The 19629-nt window shown below is 76.5% G+C and carries 10 protein-coding genes; all 10 read left to right on the top strand.

Features of this window, described 5'->3' with window-relative positions; genetic code table 11:
* The first annotated feature begins 59 nt into the window (after nt 1–59).
* Nucleotides 60–6071, top strand: a complete 6012-nt coding sequence (locus AFE02nite_RS11260) for an Ig-like domain-containing protein (RefSeq protein WP_146819662.1) — start codon at nt 60–62, stop codon at nt 6069–6071.
* 14 nt (nt 6072–6085) lie between these two features.
* The gene (locus AFE02nite_RS11255) at nt 6086–7066 is read left to right on the top strand and encodes an AAA family ATPase (RefSeq protein WP_034248085.1); all 981 of its coding nucleotides are present in this window, start codon (nt 6086–6088) and stop codon (nt 7064–7066) included.
* The gene (locus AFE02nite_RS11250; protein ID WP_146819661.1) at nt 7063–8358 is read left to right on the top strand and encodes a DUF58 domain-containing protein; all 1296 of its coding nucleotides are present in this window, start codon (nt 7063–7065) and stop codon (nt 8356–8358) included. Before AFE02nite_RS11255 ends, AFE02nite_RS11250 begins: the two co-directional genes overlap by 4 nt.
* On the top strand, nt 8355–10757 hold the full coding sequence (locus AFE02nite_RS11245; protein ID WP_146819660.1) for a transglutaminase family protein: 2403 nt from the start codon (nt 8355–8357) through the stop codon (nt 10755–10757). The genes AFE02nite_RS11250 and AFE02nite_RS11245 overlap by 4 nt, the downstream gene beginning before the upstream one ends.
* Nucleotides 10754–12229 carry a zinc-ribbon domain-containing protein gene (locus AFE02nite_RS11240; protein WP_146819659.1) on the top strand — a complete coding sequence of 492 codons (1476 nt, stop codon included), beginning with the start codon at nt 10754–10756 and terminating at the stop codon, nt 12227–12229. The genes AFE02nite_RS11245 and AFE02nite_RS11240 overlap by 4 nt, the downstream gene beginning before the upstream one ends.
* Nucleotides 12229–13050: a PP2C family protein-serine/threonine phosphatase gene (locus tag AFE02nite_RS11235; protein ID WP_146819658.1), complete on the top strand. Its 822-nt coding sequence runs from the start codon at nt 12229–12231 to the stop codon at nt 13048–13050. The genes AFE02nite_RS11240 and AFE02nite_RS11235 overlap by 1 nt, the downstream gene beginning before the upstream one ends.
* The gene (locus AFE02nite_RS11230; RefSeq protein ID WP_146819657.1) at nt 13050–14465 is read left to right on the top strand and encodes an FHA domain-containing protein; all 1416 of its coding nucleotides are present in this window, start codon (nt 13050–13052) and stop codon (nt 14463–14465) included. The genes AFE02nite_RS11235 and AFE02nite_RS11230 overlap by 1 nt, the downstream gene beginning before the upstream one ends.
* Nucleotides 14462–16105, top strand: a complete 1644-nt coding sequence (locus AFE02nite_RS11225) for a serine/threonine-protein kinase (protein WP_146819656.1) — start codon at nt 14462–14464, stop codon at nt 16103–16105. Before AFE02nite_RS11230 ends, AFE02nite_RS11225 begins: the two co-directional genes overlap by 4 nt.
* A 65-nt stretch (nt 16106–16170) precedes the next feature.
* Nucleotides 16171–16857 carry an FHA domain-containing protein gene (locus tag AFE02nite_RS11220; RefSeq protein WP_034249387.1) on the top strand — a complete coding sequence of 229 codons (687 nt, stop codon included), beginning with the start codon at nt 16171–16173 and terminating at the stop codon, nt 16855–16857.
* 54 nt (nt 16858–16911) lie between these two features.
* Nucleotides 16912–19629: FtsK/SpoIIIE domain-containing protein (locus AFE02nite_RS11215; protein ID WP_146819654.1), on the top strand; the 2718-nt coding region annotated here is incomplete at its 3' end.

Below are 19629 nucleotides of genomic sequence, written 5' to 3'. Positions count from 1 at the left end.
GTCAGCGGCCCCTGCCCTGACCCGGACGTGCGGCGGTCGACCGCTCGAAGGAGGACGCCATGAGGGCACGGTTCCGGCGCACGGCGCCCTCCGTGGCAGGGCTGTCCGCGATGTCCACGGCGGTCGTGGCGCTCGCGCTCGCCAACCCCGGGTACTCGACCACCGACGTCGAGCTGCACGACAGCGGCGTGTGGGTGACCCGTGCGTCCGAGATGCAGCTCGGCCGGTTCAACTACGAGGCGCAGGCGGTCGACGGCGCCGTCGTCGGCGGCTCCACCGCGCTCGACGTCCTCCAGGACGGCGGGCTGGTGCTCCTGGTCGACCCGCAGGGCGGCACGGTCAGCCAGGTGGACCCGGCGGCCGTCCAGCCCGCCGGCTCGGTCTCGCTGCCCGACGGCGCACGCGTCGAGCTGGGCGGCGCCACCGTCGCGGTGTGGGTCCCGGGCGGGTCCGTGTGGGCGCTGCCCGCCGACGCCCTGATGACGTTCGACCCGGAGAGCGAGCCGGTCGCCACGGTGGCCGACGGCGGTGACGTCGCCGTCGGCGCGGACGGCGCGGTGCTGGTCGCCGACCCGGCCGCCGCCACGCTCACGACCGTGCGCACCGAGGCGGGCGTGCCCGGCGACACGTCGACGCGCTCCCTCGAGGTCGGGCCTGACGGCCCGCTGCAGGTGACGGCCGTCGGCGGGTCCGCCGTCGTGCTCGACGAGGGGGCCGGCGTCCTGCACCTGCCGGACGCCACCGTGACCGTGCCCGGCGAGGACGCGCGCCTGCAGGAGCCCGGCGTCGCGGCCGGGGCCGTCGCGGTCGCGACGAGCGAGGGCCTCGTGCTGCAGCCGCTCGGCGGTGGCGAGCCGCGGGTGGTCGGCGCCTCCGGCACGCCGGCCCCGCCGGTTCGCGTCGGCGCGTGCACGTACGGCGCGTGGTCCACCGGTGACGTCGTCCGTCTGTGCGACGGCGACGAGCCCTACACGGACACGCTGCCCGCGACGTCCGGCGACCTGCGCTACCGCGTCAACCGGGGCTACGTCGTGCTGAACGACCTGGCCACGGGCACGGTCTGGCTCGCCGACCTCGACTACGTCATGTCGGACGAGTGGGACGACCTCGCCCCGGCCGAGGACAGCTCCGCCGAGGAGACCGACGACGCCGCCACCGAGACCGAGCGCATCCTCGCCGAGCGGGACCTGCCCAACCGCCCGCCCGTCGCCGGCGACGACGCGTTCGGCGTGCGGCCCGGCCGGACGACGATCCTCACCGTCCTGGACAACGACACCGACCCGGACGGCGACATCCTCGCCGCCACGCCCGACGGTGGCACGGCGCTCGGCCAGGTGCAGGCGATCGGCCACGGGGCGGGCCTGCAGGTCGCCGTCCCGGAGGACGCCACCGGGTCCGCCACGTTCGACTACACGCTCGACGACGGCCGCGGCGGCAGCGACACCGCGTCGGTCACGCTCACCGTGCGCGCGCCGGACCAGAACGGCGCGCCCGTCCAGCTGCGCAGCACGCGCGCGTCCGTGGGGCAGGGCGGCACCGTCGAGGTGGACGTCCTGGGCGACTGGCGGGACCCCGACGGCGACGTCCTCCAGCTGGTCGGCGCCGCGACGTCGTCGGCCGGGGACAGCGTCCGCTCGGCCGCCGACGGCACCCTGACCTTCATCGACGGTGGCGTCGAGACGGGCGCGAAGACCGTCACCGTTCAGGTCACCGACGGGCGCGAGACCACCGACGGCACCGTCGAGATCACGGTGCTGCCGGCCGGCCAGAACCAGCCGCCGTTCGCCGCCGTCGACCACCTCACGGCCGTCGCCGGCCGCGAGGCGAGCATCCGCCCGCTCGACAACGACACCGACCCGAACGGCGACCAGCTCCGGCTGGCGCGTGTCGACGACGTCGCCGGCGTGACCCTCGACCGCAACCTCGAGGCGGGCACCATCACGTTCACCGCGCCGACCGCCGGCGTGTACTACCTCACCTACCTCGTCACGGACGGCCCCGCGGTCGCCGTCGGGCTGGTGCGCGTCGACGTCGCCCCCGACGACGCCGTCGCCGAGCCGCCCGTCGCGGTGCGGGACCGCGCGCTCCTGCCGAGCGACGGCTCGGTGCTCGTCGACGTGCTCGCGAACGACGTCGACCCGACCGGTGGCGTGCTCGTGCTGCAGTCCGCCGCGGCGGCCCCGGGTGCGGGCGTCTCCGTCGCGGTGCTCGACCACGCCGTGCTGCGGCTGTCCGCCGTCCAGCCGGGCCCGCAGTCCTTCACCGTCGCGTACACGGTCTCCAACGGGCAGGCGAGCACGCGCGGTGAGGTCGTCGTCGTGCCCGTCACCCGCGAGGGGGAGAGCCAGTCCCCGCAGGCCGCCGAGGACGAGGTGACGGTCCGGGCCGGCGACGTCGCGACCATCGACGTGCTGGCCAACGACACGCACCCGGACGGCCTGCCGATCACCGTCGAGCCCGACCTCGCCGAGGCCCCCGACGCCGCCGCCGGCACGATGTTCGTCAGCGAGGGCGTGGTCCGCTTCCAGGCCGGCACCACCCCGCAGACGGCCTACGCGACCTACACGGTGCGCGACGGCCAGGGGCACAAGGACTCCGCCCAGATCACCGTCCACGTCACGCCCGTGGACGCCGCCTCCAACGCCGCGCCGACGCCGGTCACGGTCACCGCGCGCGTGCTCTCCGGGCAGCGCTCGCGCATCGCGATCCCGCTGGCGGGCATCGACCCCGACGGCGACTCGGTGCAGCTCGACGGCGTCTCGCGCGCGCCGGGGCTCGGCCGCGTCACCGCCATCGGCGACGGCTGGGTCGAGTACGAGGCCGCCCGCGGCGCGGTCGGCACCGACTCGTTCGCGTACACCGTCACGGACCGGCTCGGCGCGTCCGCCGACGGCGTCGTGCTCGTCGGCATCGCGTCCCAGGTGGCCGCGAACGCGCCGCCCGTCGCCGTCGACGACCACCGGGCCACGCGGCCCTCGCGGGAGATCTCCGTCCCGGTCCTGGCCAACGACGTCGACCCGGAGGGCGGCACGCTCGGCTTCTACGGCGAACCGGAGCCGAGCGACGGCCTGACCGTCGACGTCGAGGGCGACCGGCTCCTCGTCCGCACCCCCGCCCAGCCCGGCACCTACGCGGTGCGCTACGGGGTGTCCGACGGCGTCGGTCACGCGACCGGCGTGCTCACCGTCGAGGTCACGGCCGAGGCGCCGACCCAGCCGCCCGTCGCCCGCGACGACCGGATGTCCCCCGCGGACGTCCTCGGGCGCACGCAGGTCGAGGTCGCGGTGCTCGACAACGACGAGGACCCCGACGGGTCGGTCGGCACGCTCACCGTCGCCACCGACACGGTCGGCGTCACCGCGCGGGCGGGCGTCCTCTCGGTGCCCGTCCTCCCGACGGCGCAGGCGGTGCGCTACACGGTGACCGACCCCGACGGTCTGCGCGCGAGCGCGTTCGTGTGGGTGCCCGGCACCGACGGCCAGCGGCCCACGCTGCGCGCCGACCTCGCCCCGCTCACGGTGGTGAGCGGCGAGGAGCTGCGCGTGGACCTGACCGACGTCGTCGTGGTCGCGGCCGGCCGGGTGGTGCGCGTGACGCAGGCCGAGCGGCTGCAGGCGCTGCGCGGGACGCCGGGGCTCGTCGACGACCACACGGTCTCCTTCGTCTCCGACCCGGACTACTACGGGCCCGCCGCGCTCACGGTCGAGGTGATCGACACGCGCACGGTCGACGACCCGACCGGGCGCCGCGCCACGCTGTCGCTGCCGATCGACGTGACGCCGTCGGGCCACGAGCCGCCCGAGCTGCTGGGCCTCGCGGTCGACGCGGCCCTCGGCGAGGAGACCGCTGTCGAGCTCGGCCGGTACGCGTCCGACCCGAACGACGACCCCCTGACCTTCCGGACCGAGGACGTGCCCGCCGCGCTGACCGTGCGGGTCGCCGCCGACGGCGTCCTGACGCTCGAGCCCGCCGCGGGCACGCCGGTGGGCACCGTGCTGACCTTCACCGTCGTCGCTTCGGACGGCGAGAGCGAGACGGCCGCGACGGCGACGGTCACGGTGACCGCGTCCGGCGCGCCCCTCGCGACGGTCGTGGACGACGTCGTCGACGACGCCAACCAGGGCGAGACGTACCAGGTCCCCGTGCTCGACAACGACGTCTCGCCGATCCCGGGCGAGCGCCTGGAGGTCGCCGCCGTCCTGCTCGAGTCCGGCACGGCCGACGTGAGCACCGACGGGCGGACGGTCACGGTGACTCCCGCGGAGACGTTCGTGGGCACGGTCGTCGTCGCCTATACCGTCGCGGACGCGACGGGCGACCCCTCGCGGCAGGTCGTCGGCCGGGTGCGGCTGACCGTGCGCGGCGTGCCCGACGCGCCTGGCACCCCGACCGTGGTCGAGGTCCGCAGCCACACCGCCGTGCTGTCCTGGGCGCCGCCGCGCAACAACGGCGCCGAGATCACGGGCTACGAGGTGTCGATCCTCGGCGAGGGCGGCGGCACGCGCGCCTGCCCGGCGACCACGTGCACCGTCGACGGCCTCACCAACGACCGCCCGTACCGCTTCACGGTCGTCGCGGTGAACGAGGTCGGCCCGTCCGAGCCGTCCGCGCAGTCCGGCGAGATCCGGCCCGACGCCGTCCCCGACCCGCCCGCACCGCCCACCCTGGTCTTCGGCGACCACAGCCTCACCGTCAGCTGGTCGAACCGCGACTACGGCGGCGAGCGGTCAGCGATCGCGTCCGTGACCCTCGAGATCTCCCCGCCGCCGTCGTCCGGCATCGGGCAGCGCGCCGGGGTGACCGGGACGTCGATCGTCTGGGACGGCCTCGACAACGGCACCGCCTACCGGGTGCGCGTGCAGGCCGTGAACAACGCCGGCCCGTCCGACTGGAGCGCGTACTCCGCCGCCGAGATCCCCGCGGGCGTGCCCGACGCGCCCGGCACACCGACGACGTCGATGCTCGAGCCCGTCGGCGGCTCGGCCCAGATGCTCGTCTCGTGGGCCGCGCCGGCGTCCGACAACGGCGACGCCGTGAAGCGGTACACGCTCCAGGTGTTCCACGGCGGGGCGCTGCCCGAGCAGACCCTGGACGCCGGGACCGCGCTGTCGCAGGCGGTCACCGTGAGCACCTCCGAGACGCCGTACACCTACCGCGTCGTCGCCACGAACAAGGCCGGGGACTCCGCGCCGAGCGCGCCGTCCGCCCCGCGCCAGGCCGTGGTGCCGCCGGGCGCCGTGACCGGCCTGACGGCGTCGGCGACCGGCGGGAACGGGACCCTCGCCCTGGCCTTCGGCGACGCGCCGCGCAACGGCGCCACCGCCGGGCAGATGAGCTACCAGGTGTCGCTCAGCGGCGGTGGCTGGGGGGCGCTCGCGGGCAACCGGCAGGTCGGCGGCCTCGCGAACGGCACCACCTACTCCGTGCAGGTCCGCGCGGTCTCCACCGTGGACGGCGCGCAGTACGTCGGCCCGGCCGTCGCCGCGGGGTACACGGGGAACAACGCGTCCGGCTCCGGCGTCGCGCCCTACGGGCCGCTGGCCCAGCCGTCGGTCAGTGCGACCGGAGGCGCGACGAGCGTCAGCCTCGCCGCGACCGCCACAGCGAACGGGTGCGGTGTGACGCTGCACTACCGCGTCGACGGCGGCGCGTGGCAGACGGCGGCGACCTCGTGGAGCGGGAGCGTCGGCAACGGCTACAGCCAGGGCCACTCGATCGAGGCGTACGCGACGGACGGCTGTGGGCAGACGACCGCGAGCCGCAGCGCCTCGGCGAGCAGCGGCCCGCCGCCGATGTCCGCGACGGCGTCCAAGGGCGCCCGCATGAACGACGCGGTGTGCACCGGTGCGGCATGCGCCTACATCAACCTGACCGTCACCAACGTCCCGGCGGGGTCCTATCGCCTGGCCTGCTGGTCCGACAACGGCGGCGAGGGCGTCTACTACACCACCCAGCCCGTCTCGGTCCCGGCCAACGGAACGATCCAGAGCCCCTGCTACTACGGCTACTCGGGTACCCGGGTCCGTCTCGAGGTGATCGGCGTGATCACGACGCCATGGATCACGTGGTGAACAAGGAGAACTCGATGAACCCTGCACCCACGCCCGACCAGGCGGCCTGGTTCCACCAGACGTTCGAGGCGCTCGTCGACAACATCGGGCACGCCGTGCTCGGCAAGAGCCAGGTGGTCCGCCTCGCTCTCACCTGCATGCTCGCCGAGGGACACCTGCTCCTGGAGGACGCGCCCGGCACCGGCAAGACGTCGCTGGCCCGCGCCATCGCGGCGACCGTGCAAGGCACCCACAACCGCATCCAGTTCACCCCGGACCTGCTGCCGAGCGACGTCACGGGCGTGTCGATCTACGACCAGGCGAGCCGCACGTTCGACTTCCACCGCGGCCCGATCTTCGCCTCGATCGTGCTCGCGGACGAGATCAACCGCGCCTCGCCCAAGACGCAGTCCGCCCTCCTGGAGGTCATGGAGGAGGGCCAGGTCACGGTCGACGGCACCACCCACCGCGCTCCCGCGCCGTTCATGGTCATCGCGACCCAGAACCCCATCGAGCAGGCCGGCACCTACCGGCTGCCCGAGGCGCAGCTCGACCGGTTCCTCATGAAGACCGAGATCGGCTACCCCGACCACCTGGCGACCGTGGAGATCCTCAGCGGCGCCAAGGAGAAGGACCCGGCGTCGCACCTGCCGGCACGCATCACGACCGACGCCGTCATCAAGATGGCGGCGCTCGCCTCCGACGTCCACGTGGACCCCACGGTCCTCGAGTACGTCTCCCACCTGGCCCGCGCCACGCGCGACGACGCCGACACGCGCCTGGGCGTCTCCGTCCGCGGCGCGCTCGCCCTGATCCGCACCGCCAAGGTCTGGGCGGCCGCGCACGGGCGCACCTTCGTGCTGCCGGACGACATCAAGGAGCTCGCGCACCCGGTCTGGAACCACCGTCTCGTCCTCGACCCCGAGGCCGAGTTCGCCGGTGCCACCGCCGCGGGCGTCCTCGGCCGCGTCCTCGCCGACGTGGCCGCCCCCCAGGAGCGTCGGACCGTCGCATGACCCAGGTGCTCGACCGGCTGGCCGCCCTCCGGCCACCCCGCCTCCGGCTCGCGGTCCCGCCGGCGCTGCTGCGCGCCCGCGAGCAGGTGACCGACGTCGTCGGGCGCGGGCTGCGGGGGGTGCGGGGCTGGCGGCCGGGCGGGCTCGCCGTCGGCGGGCTGGGCGTGCTGCTCCTCGCGGTGGCAGGCGCGTCCTGGTGGGCCGGTGGCCGGTACGGCTGGGACGAGCTGCGGGTGGTCGCCGTCGGCGTGGCCGCCGTCGTCGTGGTCGCGGGCGTGTTCCTCGTCGGCCGGTCCCCGTACGCCGTGCGGCTCGAGCTGGCGCACCGCCGCGTGGTCGTGGGAGAGCGCGCCGTCGGCCGCGTCGAGGTGGCCAACACGTCGGCCCGCGGCACGCTGCCCGCCGAGATCGAGCTCCCCGTCGGGGCCAACCTCGCGACGTTCGCCCTCCCGCGGCTCGGGCCGGGCGCCACCCACGAGGACCTGTTCGCCGTGCCCACCTCCCGACGCGCGGTGATCGCCGTCGGGCCGGTGCGCTCGGTGCGCGCCGACCCGCTGGGCGTGGCGCGGCGCGAGGTGCGCTGGACCGACCCCATCGACCTGTTCGTGCACCCCCGGACCGTGTCGCTGGCCGGCACCTCCGCCGGGTTCTTCAAGGACCTCGAGGGGCGCCCCAGCCGCGACCTGTCGCCGTCGGACGTGTCCTTCCACGCGCTGCGCGAGTACGTCGTCGGCGACGACCGGCGGCACGTGCACTGGAAGTCCACGGCCCGGACCGGGCAGCTCATGGTCCGCCAGTACGAGGAGACGCGGCGGTCCCACCTGGCCGTGGGCCTGTCCACGCACGTCGCCGACTACGGATCCGACGAGGACGAGTTCGAGCTCGCCGTCTGCGTCGCCGGCTCGCTCGGCCTGCACGCGTTCCGCGAGGAGCGCGACCTCACCGTCCTGACCCAGTCGGGCACCCTCCAGACCAGGACGGCCGGCCGGCTCCTGGACGACCTGACGCGCGTCCAGCCATCGGCGCGCCGCACGGACGTCGTCGCGCTCGCCGGCTCCCTGGCGACGGCGGCCCCCGGCGCCTCGATCGCCATGCTCGTCGTCGGTTCGGGGACGAGCGTCACGCGGCTGCGGGCGGCGTCCGCGCGACTGCCGATCGAGGTCGCCGGGGTCGCCGTCCGCTGCGAGAGCGGTGCCGAGCCCTCCCGCCGGTCCGTCGCCGAGCTGACGGTGCTCACCATCGGCGCCCTCGAGGACCTGCCCGTCGCGATGCGCCGGCTGGGGGACGCGTGAGCGCCCGGCCCGGCAGGCGCGCCGAGAGCCGCCCGCCCACCGGGACGCGCACCGCCACGCACACGGCCACGCGCGCGCGGCGCCCGGTCGCCCTCGTCGACGTCGTCGTCGTGCTCGCACTGGCGGGCACCGCGCTGGCCTGCCTGGTGCCCGCGTTCGGCGGCGCGTGGTTCGTGCCCGCCGCCGCGGCGGGCGTCCTGCTCGGCGCCGTCGTGGGCTGGGCGGGCGCGGCCTGGCGGTGGCCGGCGCTCGCCGTCGCCGGCGCGACCGTGCTCGGCTACTTCCTCGTCGCGGGCCCGTTCGCGCGCCCGGGGACGACGCTCGGCGGCGTCGTGCCCGGCGCGGCGACCTTCCGCGCCCTCGCGTTCGACGCCGTGCGCGCCTGGAAGGGCTTCGTCACGGCGCCGACCCCCGTGCTCGCGTTCCCCGAGCTCGTGGTCGTGCCGCTCCTGGCCGGGCTCGTCGCCGTCGTGCTGGCCGTCTCGCTCGCGCTGCGGGTGCGGCGCGCCGAGTGGGCGCTCCTGCCGCTGGGGGCCCTGCTCGTCGGGATGATCCTGCTGGGCACGTCGCAGGCCGCCTGGCCGGTGGTGCAGGGCGGCGCGTTCGCGGTGCTCGCCTGCGGGTGGCTCGCCTGGCGCCGGGTCTCCACCGCGCGTCGGCCGGCCGTCCCCGCGTCCACCGAGACCGTCGACGACCGCGCCGACGCGCGGCGGCTGAGCCGGCGCCGCGGCGCGCAGGCGGCCGTCATGGTCGCCGCCGTCGCGGCCACGGTGGCGCTGGCCGGACCCGTCGTCGCCGGGGCCCAGTCGCGGCAGGTGCTGCGCGACCAGGTGGAGCCGCCGCTCGACCTGCGCCAGTACGCGAGCCCGCTGCAGTCGTTCCGGCGGTACGTCAAGGACCAGGAGGAGGACGTCCTCTTCACCGTCGACGCCCTGCCGGCCGGCGCGCGGCTGCGCCTGGCCGTGCTCGACGCGTACGACGGCACAGTGCTCGGTGTCGCCGGCGGCGACCGCACGGGCCCGGGCACCGCCGGGTCCTTCGAGCTCGCCGACACCGTGCTCGGCGACCCCGACGCCCCGGTCGCGGCCGACGAGCCCAGCCGGGTCGAGGTGACCGTCGGCGAGTACCGCGGCCCGTGGCTGCCCTCGCCCGGCGTCCCCGTGGCCGTCGACCTCCCCGCGGCGGGCGACGGCGCCGAGCGCACCCTCTACGTCAACGGCGAGACCGGCACGATGCTCGCCACCCGGCCGCTGGCCACCGGCGACACCTACGCGGTGACGGCCGTCGTCCCCGAGACCCGCGCGCTCGCCGACCTCACCGGTGCGGCGCCCACGCGCGACGCCGGTGCCGCCGCCCAGTACCGCGTCGACGTCGTGGACCAGGCGGCCCGCTCGTTCGTCGGCACCGAGACCGACGGGCTGGCCCAGATCGGGCTGGTGCGCGACCGGCTGCTCACCGACGGCGTGTTCTCCGACGGCCTCGACGGCCAGCCCCCGTCGCCGCCCGGCCACGGCGCCGCGCGCCTCGTCCGGCTGCTCTCCAGCGACCCGCCCGTGGGCGACGACGAGCAGTACGCCGTCGCCGCCGCGCTCATGGTCCGCTCGCTCGGCTACTCCTCGCGCGTCGTCATGGGCCTGTACCCGGACGCCACGGGCACCGGCGCCGGGCCGGTCGAGCTGCGCGGGACGGACGTGCACGCGTGGCTGGAGGTCGCGGTCGACGGCGCCGGCTGGGTCCCCGTGGACGTCACCCCGAGCGAGGACAACGTCCCGCAGGACCAGCAGCCGCGGTCCAACCGCGAGCCGCAGCCCGCCGCGCTCGACGAGCCGCCGCCACCCGAGGAGCCCGAGGTCGCCCCGCGGCCCCCGCTCGCCCAGGAGGACGACGTCGCGGAGGAGGACGAGGGCGTCGACCTCGGCGCCTACCTGCGGCTCGCGGCGGCGATCGGCATCCCGGTGCTGGTGCTCGTCGGCCCGCTCGTCCTGGTGGCGGCCGCGAAGGCACGACGGCGGCGCCGTCGTCGGCGGGCCGCGCACCCGGTGGTGCGCGTGTGCGGGGGCTGGCGCGAGGTCGCCGACACGGCGCTGGACCTCGGCGCGCCGCTGCGCCCTGGCGCGACCCGGCGCGAGACGGCGACCGGACTGGCCCCGGAGTACGGCGGCCCGCTGATGGTCGCGGTCGCGGACCGCGTGGACCAGGTGGTCTTCGGCTCCGTCGAGCCGACCGACGCCGAGGTCGAGGCGTTCTGGGCCGAGGTGGACCGGCTCCTGGCCGAGCTCCGCGGCGGCCAGGGCCGCTGGCGGCGCCTCGCCGCGCGGTTCTCGGTCCGCTCGCTCAGGTGGAGGCAGGACGGACGGCGCGGCTCCGCGCTCGCCCGCATCAGAGGAGGACGTCGATGAACGAGCAGGCCCACTTCTGCGCCGCGTGCGGCTCGCCCGTGCCGGCCGGGGCGACCTTCTGCCCCCGGTGCGGCACGACCGTGCCCGGCGGAGCGGCCGCGCCGTTCGTCGGTGGGCCCGGCCCCGCGCCGGGCGTCGGCTACGCACCCGGCTACCCGCCCGGGTACGGGCCCGGTCCGCGCGTCGGGGGGATGCAGGGGGTCCCCCCGGCGTGGGCCGCGGGCGTCGAGATCGCCTCGCCCGGCCTGCGCGCGCTGTCGTGGCTGGTGGAGATGGCGGCGGTCAGCGCGATCACGGTCCTCGGGGCCGTCCTCCTCACCCGCGGGAGCTCCGTCGTGTGGTTCTGGCGCACGTTCGGCTTCGACACGGGCTCGATGCTGGCGACGCAGCTGCCCCAGCTCCTCGTCCTGATCTGGTTCGTCGTCGCCTGGATCTGGGAGGGACGCACCGGCAGGCGGGTCGGCAACGTCGTCACCGGGACGCGGACCGTGGACGCCGCCACCGGGCAGGCGCCGGGCGTCGGCCGCATCTTCCTGTCGCGGCTGGTGCTCGGCGCGATCTCGTTCCCCGTCACGCTGCTCAGCAGCGTGGTGGCGCTGCTCTTCCTGTTCGGGCTCGTGGCGACCATCGGGACGTCGCTGCTCAACGCGGCCGTCGTCATGGCGCTCGCCGGCACCGGCGTGTTCGACAAGGGCCCGCTGCGCCAGGGCTGGCACGAGAAGGCGTCCGGGACGACCGTCGTCCGCGCGCGCGCCGGGTCCGCCCGGCCCGCGGCCCCGCCGACCGCGCTTCCCGTCGCCGCGCCGATGCCGCAGCCGGTCCAGCCGCCGACGCCGGCGCCGATCGTGGCGCCGATGCCGACGGCCGCCCCGGTCGCCGCGCCGATGCCGCAGCCCGTCCAGCCGCCGATGCCCGCGCCGATGCCCGCGCCGGTCGTGGCGCCGAGCCCGGCCCCGGTCGCGGCCGTGGTGCCGCCCGCGCAGGGGCTGATCGCCGACGTGCCCGGGTTCGCGCCGGCGCCACCCGAGCAGGCGTACGCCGCCCCGGTGGCCGCGACGCCCGCGGCCGCCCCGGCGCCGGCCGCGCCCGAGGCCGACGACGACCTGGTGCACACGCGGCTGTCCCCGCGTGCGTCACGCCGCGGCGGCCACCGCCTGGCGTTCGACACCGGCGAGGTCGTGCACGTCACCGGTCGAGGCATCGTCGGGCGGGCGCCCGAGGCCGCGGCGGGCGAGCAGGTGGAGCACCTCGTCGCGATCACCGACCCCGACATGTCCGTGTCCAAGACCCACCTGGCCTTCGGCACCGACGACGGCGGCCTGTGGGTCGAGGACAAGGGCTCGACGAACGGCACGGAGCTGCTCGTCCCGGGCGCCGCGCCCGAGCCGGTCCCGGCGGGCCGCCGCGTCGTCGTGCCCGACGGCGCCACCGTGCGGTTCGGCGAGCGGTCGTTCGTGGCGCGGGTCTCCTGATGGTCGCCACCGCCGACCTGGTCCTCGCCGCCGGTGCCGCCACCGACGCCGGGCGGGTGCGGCCGCTGAACGAGGACTCCCACGTCGCGACGGCGCCCGTGTTCGTCGTCGCGGACGGCATGGGCGGGCACGCGGCGGGCGAGCGCGCCAGCAGCGCCGCCATCGCCGCCCTCGCCGACCTGGCCGGGCGCGAGGTCTCGCCCGCCGAGGTCTACGAGGCAGTGGCGCGCGCCCGCGCGCGGGTCGAGGCGATCGAGGCGCCGCCCGGCCGCGACGCGGGGACCACGCTGAGCGGCGTCGTCGTGACGTGGCAGGGCGGTGAGCCCTACTGGCTGGTGGTCAACGTCGGCGACTCGCGCACGTACCGGCTGGCCGACGACCGCCTCGAGCAGATCAGCGTCGACCACTCCGAGGTCCAGGAGCTCGTCGAGGCGGGCGACATCACCGAGGCCGAGGTCGCCGAGCACCCGCTGCGGCACGTCGTCACCCGGGCGCTCGGCGCCGGCGGCTGGTCCGAGGCGGACTTCTGGCTGCTGCCGATCGGCTCGCACGACCGCGTCCTGGTCTGCTCGGACGGCCTGACGGCGGAGCTCACCGACGACGAGATCGCGGAGCTGCTTCGCGGCGAGCCGCACCCGGTGGCGGCCGCGCAGGGCCTGGTCCGGGAGGCCGTCGCGCGCGGCGGCCGGGACAACGTGACGGCCGTCGTCGTCGACGGCGGCAACGCGGGCGCGGACCAGGGGACGGCGCAGCGCCGCCCCGACGACGGCGTCGACGAGCCCGACGGCGACACCAAGCCGACCGCCCGACGGAGGCCGTGATGCGCTGCCTGTACGCACCTGGCGAGGGGCTCGCCGTCGTCACCGATGCGGCGGCCCTGCTGCTGCCGGCCGGCGGGGTGGAGCTGGCGCTCGCGCTCGAGCAGCGGCTGACCGAGGGGGCCGGCCTGGCCAGGGTGCTCGGCGAGATCGTCGCCGGCGCGCCCATCGGCACCGGCGACCTCCCCGACTTCCTGCTGCTCGCCTGGCAGGACGACGGCGTACAGGTCTTCGTGCGCGGACCGCTCTCCGTGGAGATCGCACGCGAGACCGGCGACGACGCGCGCCTCGACGGGCGCGGCGTCGTGACGTGGCGCGAGGAGCGCGTGCCCGGCGCCGTCCGCTGCTCCGTCGGTGCGCTCGGCGACGGCCCGGCCCTGCCGGTGTCCGCGGGCGTCGTGCGGGCGGGCGCGCTCGTGGTCGCGCGGACGGCGGAGCCCCTGCCGACGCCCGTGCTCGTGTCGACGCCCGCTCCCAGGCCGGTCGCGGAGCCCGAGCCGGTGCCGGAGCCCGTGCCCGAGCCGGAGCCTGTGTCGGTCCCCGAACCGCAGCCCGTGCCCGCGCCTGTGCCGGTCCCCGAGCCGGAACCCGAGCCCGAGCCGGTACCCGTGCCCGAGCCGGAACCCGAGGCCGCGCCGGAGCCCGCGCCGGAACCCGAGCCGCAGCCCGTGCCGGACGTCACGCTCGGCGGCACGACGTGGAGCCTCCTCCCGCTCGACGACGAGCCGGCCGCTGCCCGCGAGGACGCCGACGACGCGGCCGACGGGTACGCGCACCTGTTCGGGGCGACGCAGATGCGTGCCATCGAGGACGCCGCCGTGCGCGAGCCCGACGAGGCCGAGCACGGCGCCGTCGCGGATGCGCTGCACGACGGCCGCACGATGGGCCCGGCCGCGATCGCGGCGCTGCGGGCCGCCCGCGCCCACGGCCGCGCGCCCGACGCGCCCGCGCCGTCGTCGGGCGGCCACGGCGTGCTCGCCCGTATCTGCCTGTCGGGCCACGCGAACCCGCCCGAGCGCGGCGACTGCTGGGTCTGCGGCCGGCAGGTCACCGGGGAGGCGTCCCGCGTGGCCCGCCCCGCGCTCGGCGCCGTCCAGGTGTCGGGCGGCGAGGTGGTCCAGCTCGACGGGTCCTACGTCGTCGGGCGGCGGCCCAAGGTGTCCCGCGTCTCCGGCGAGGTGCCGCGGGTGCTCACGGTGCCGAGCCCGCAGGGCGAGGTGTCGGGCAGCCACGTGGCGATCCGGCTCGAGGACTGGCACGTGCTCGCCGTCGACCTGGACTCCTCGAACGGCACCGTGCTGTTCCGCGACGGGCAGGACCCGCGGCGGCTCGACCCCCAGGTCCCCGTCCTGCTGCGGTCCGACGACGTGCTCGACCTCGGCGACGGCGCCCTGCTCACGTTCGTGGGGCTCCCGTGAGCCCGGGCCGCGCCCCGTCGGCGCCGCCGCAGCTCGAGGGCTTCACCTACCAGCGGCTGCTGGGGTCCGGCGGGTTCGCCGACGTCTTCCTCTACGAGCAGCACAAGCCGCGGCGCAAGGTCGCGATCAAGGTGCTGCTCGAGAGCATGCTCTCGCCGGCGGCGCTCGCGGGGTTCGACGCCGAGGCCGACCTCATGGCCCAGCTGTCGAGCCACCCCTCGATCGTCAACATCTTCGAGGTGGGGCGGGCCGCCGACGGGCGTCCGTACCTGGTCATGCAGTTCTGCCCGGGCGCGAACCTCGGGGTCCGCTACCGCCAGGCGCCGCTCGGGCTCCAGGAGTCGCTGCGGATCGGCGTCGAGATCGCCGGGGCGGTCGAGACCGCCCACCGCGCCGGCATCCTGCACCGCGACATCAAGCCCCAGAACATCCTGTTCACCGAGTACAACGAGCCGCAGCTGACGGACTTCGGCATCGCCTCCACCGTCGAGGACAGCGCGGGGCCCGAGGGCATGTCGCTCCCGTGGAGCCCGCCGGAGTCCTTCGACGACCCGCCGCGTGCCGACGTCACGACGGACGTGTGGGCCCTGGGTGCCACGGTGTACACGCTGCTCGCGGGTCGCTCGCCGTTCGAGCTGCCGGGGCGGTCCAACACGTCCGCGGACCTCATGGCCCGGATCGAGAGCGTGCCGGTCCCGCCGATCGGCCGCGCCGACGTGCCGGCGTCGCTCGAGCGGGTGCTCGCCACCGCGATGGGCAAGCGTCCCGACCAGCGCTACCCCTCGGCGCTCGCCTTCGCCCGCGCGCTGCAGCAGGTGCAGACCGAGCTCGGCTTCGGCGCCACCCCGGTCTCCGTGCAGGACGACGTCGTCGTCGAGCAGGAGGCGCGCGACGACGACGAGCCCGGGACGCGGATCCGGCGGGTGCAGAGCATCTCGCCGGACCGCCCGCCGGGGACGACGGGCGGACGCCCGGCGCCCGCGCACGCCCCGGCGCCCGCGCCGTCCACCCCGTCCGCGCCGACTCCCCGGCCGGGCGTCGCCTCGGCCGGCGCGGACCCGCTGGAGGGCGACACGACCCCGCCCATGGCCCGGACCATCGTGCGCGGTGGACGCAGCGCGTGGGTCGACGTGCCGGCGCCGCCGGCCGTCGAGGAGACGCTCCACCGGCCCGTCGCCGCCGGCACCGGCGCCCAGGACGCGGCGCCCGACGACGACACGCCGGCGGGCCGCGGGCGGCGGCGGACGGCCGTCGTCGTCGCCGTCGTGGCCGTCGCCGCGCTCGGGGTGGGCGCCGCCGTCCTGCTCGGCGGTCAGCCGGACGGGGACGACACCGACCCGGTGGCCACCGGGGCACCGGACGTGCAGCCCGTGGACTCCCTGGCGGACGTCGTGCCGTCGGCGACCGACGTGCGCGGCACGCGCGAGGGCGACCAGGTGGTCTTCACCTGGACGAACCCCGAGCCCGAGCCGGGCGACGAGTACCTGTGGCGGCTCCTCAGCCTCGTCGACGAGCAGGCCCTCACGCGCTCGGCCGAGCCGACCGCGTCCGTGCCCGTGCAGGACGGCGAGACCTGCATCGAGGTGTTCGTCACGCGCGACGGCAAGGCGTCCGTCGAGCCGGTCAGGGGGTGCCTGTGAGCCTCGGACAGGACCAGGAGGCGCCGCGGCGGCCGGACGGCGCCCCGGACGCGACGGGTGCCGCCGTGTCCGTCGAGTACTGCGGGGAGTGGTACCGCGTCGCCTGGGGCGACGTCTTCGAGGTGGGCCGGGAGGCCGACCTCACGATCGACGAGAACCCGTTCCTGCACCGCCGCTTCCTGCGCCTGTCCTCCGACGCCGGCCTGTGGTGGCTCGAGAACATCGGCGCCCGGATCTCGGCGACCGTGTGCGACGTCGGGGGCGGCGTGCAGTCCTGGCTCCCGCCCGGGGCGCGCCTGCCGCTCGTCTTCCCCGTCTCCACCGTCACGTTCCTCGCCGGCCCGACGTCGTACGAGTTCGACGTCTACCTCGAGACCTCGCCGTACCGCGAGGTGCGGACCGCCGTCGAGGCCGTCGGCGCCACCACGGTCGGCGAGGCCCGGTGGACGACGTCGCAGCTCCAGCTGATCGTCGCGCTCGCCGAGCCGCTGCTGCGCCGGACCGGGTCGGGGCTCAGCGAGATCCCGTCCTCGGCCGCGGCCGCGCGCCGGCTCGGCTGGACGCTCACCCGCTTCAACCGGAAGCTCGACAACGTCTGCGACAAGCTCGACCGCCACGGCGTCAAGGGCCTGCGCGGCGGGCCCGCGGGCCACGCCACCTCCCGCCGGATCCGGCTCGTCGAGTACGCCGTCACGTCGCGCCTGGTGACCGCAGCCCACCTCGGTCTGCTCGACCTGGAGGTCGACGAGTGACCGCCGCCCTCTGCCCACCCCCCGCCTGCCCAGCCACCCCCGGGACGCCCTGACATGCGCATCAAGCTCACCCTCGAACGCCTCGGCGGACAGCCGGTCGACCTCGTCGTCACGGCCGACGCCGGCGCCACCGTCGGCGACGTCGCGGAGGCCCTCGTCGAAGGCAACCCCGACCCGCACGCCGCCAGCCCGGGCGGACCGGTGACGCTGCGGCTGCACACGCCCGACGGTGCGGGCCTCCTGCTCGACGCCGCCGCGACGGTCGAGGGCTCCGGGGTCCGCTCGGGCGGCACCGTGCGCGTCGAGCGGGTCGGGGGCGCCGTCGTCGGCCCCGGGGAAGGGCGCCCCCCCGCGGTCGCGGTGCTGCGGGTCCTCGCCGGGCCGGACGAGGGCCGCGAGTTCCCGCTCCCGGCCGGGGCGACGGTCGTCGGCCGGGATCGCGACGTCGCCGTCCGGCTCAGCGACCCGATGGTGTCCAAGCGCCACGCGCGCATCAACGTCGCCGACACCGTGGAGATCGTCGACCTCGGCTCGGCCAACGGCGTCGTCGTCGACGGCGTCCCCGTCCCGCGGGTGCCCCTGGAGTCCGGCGGGACCGTCCTGCTGGGCGACACGGTGCTCACCGTCGTGCTGCTGCAGCGGCCCGCCGACCGGGCCCAGGCGACCACCGTCGTGCCCTTCGTGCGCCCTCCGCGCGTCGTGCCGGCGGTCGAGGAGCGCGAGATCGCCGCGCCGACCGTGCCGCAGCCGTCGCCGCCCCGGCGCTTCCCGCTCGTCGCCATGGTCGCGCCGCTGCTCATGGGCGCGATCCTGTTCACCGTCACCCGCAACGCGTTGAGCCTGATGTTCGTCGCGCTGAGCCCGGTCATCATGGTCGGCACCTGGCTCGACGCCCGGCTCACCGCGCGCCGCCAGTTCGCCGCCGCGACCGAGCAGTTCCACCGGGCGATCCTCGCCGCACGCGAGGAGGTCGACGCGGCGCACCGGCTCGAGCGGGTGCTGCGGTGCGCCCAGCACCCGTCCACCGCCGAGCTGACCGACGCCGTCGTCCGGTACGGCCCGCTGCTCTGGTCGCGCCGGCCGGAGCACGAGGAGTTCCTCACGGTCCGCCTGGGCACCGGGGACGTCCGCTCGCGCTGCACGATCACGGGCGCGGACGCCGCCGACGGCGCGGCCGACGTCCGCCAGGCGCTGCGGGACCTCGTCGAGCACGCGGGCACGGTCACGCAGGCGCCCGTGGTCGCGAACCTCCGCAAGGGCGGGAACTTGGGCATCGCCGGTCCCCGCCAGCACGTCGCGGAGCTCGCCGGTGCGATCGCCCTCCAGCTCGTCGCGCTCCACTCGCCGGCGGAGCTGTCGCTGGCGGCCGTGGTGCCGGCCCGGTCGAGCGCCGACTGGCGCTGGCTGCCCTGGCTGCCGCACACCGGATCGGCGCACGCCGCGCTCGGCAGCGTGCCGCTGCTGGCCGACGACGCCGGCGCGGCGGTCACCCTGGTCGCCGCCCTCGAGGAGCTCGTCGCGGCGCGCCGGGGCGGCGCCGCCCGACCCGAGCCGCGGGGTCGCGTGGCGGCGAACCCCGGCGCGGCGCAGGCCGAGGAGCCGCCGTTCCTGCCATCGGTGGTGCTCGTCGTCGAGGACGGCGCGCCGGTCGACCGGGCCCGCCTCACGGCGATCGCCGAGAACGGTCCGGACGTGAACGTGCACGTCGTGTGGGTGGCTGCGACGGCCGACGCGCTGCCCGCGGCCTGCCGCGAGTTCGTCGTCGTCGACGCCGAGGGGCGGGCCACGGCGGGCGCCGTGCGTCCCGGGGAGCTGCGCTTCCCCGTGGTGATCGAGCGGCTCGCCGCGGCCGACGCCCCCGCCCTCGCGCGGCTCCTGGCGCCGGTCGAGGACGCGGGCGCCGTCGTCGAGGACCAGGCCGGCCTGCCGCAGAGCGTGTCCTTCCTCGCGCTCGTCGGGCCGGAGCTGGGCGCCGACCCCGGCGTGCAGCTCGAGCGCTGGCGCGAGAGCGGCTCGCTCGGCCGCGCCCCCGGCGGCGTGGCGCGGGCGGGGTCCTTGCGCGCGATCGTGGGCCAGGGGGTGGCCGGGCCCATGGTGCTCGACCTGCGCGAGCAGGGTCCGCACGCCCTCGTCGGCGGCACCACCGGCGCCGGCAAGAGCGAGTTCCTCCAGTCGTGGGTGCTCGGGATGGCGTCGGCGCACAGCCCTTCCCGCGTCACGTTCCTGCTCGTGGACTACAAGGGCGGGGCGGCGTTCGCCGACTGCGTGCGGCTGCCGCACACGGTCGGCCTCGTCACCGACCTGTCGCCCCACCTCGTGCGCCGGGCGCTCACGTCGCTGCGCGCCGAGCTGCGCTTCCGCGAGGGTCTGCTCAACGCCAAGGAGGCCAAGGACCTCCTCGCGCTCGAGAAGCGCGGCGACCCCGACACGCCGCCGAGCCTGGTGATCGTCGTCGACGAGTTCGCCGCCCTGGCGACGGAGGTGCCGGAGTTCGTCGACGGCGTCGTCGACGTCGCCCAGCGCGGCCGGTCCCTCGGCCTGCACCTGATCCTCGCGACGCAGCGCCCCGCGGGTGTCATCCGGGACAACCTGCGCGCGAACACGAACCTGCGCGTCGCGCTGCGGATGGCGGACGAGGACGACTCGAACGACGTCCTCGGCAGCCCGCTGGCCGCGCATGTCGACCCCGGGCTGCCGGGGCGCGGCGCGGTCCGCACCGGGCCCGGCCGGATCGTGACCTTCCAGTCGGCGTACGCCGGCGGGCGGACGCCC

This window comes from Actinotalea fermentans (assembly GCF_007991475.1).
Taxonomy (GTDB): Bacteria; Actinomycetota; Actinomycetes; order Actinomycetales; family Cellulomonadaceae; genus Actinotalea; species Actinotalea fermentans.
The sequence above is the reverse complement of the archived record's forward strand: the minus strand, read 5'-3'. Positions and strand labels throughout refer to the sequence as shown.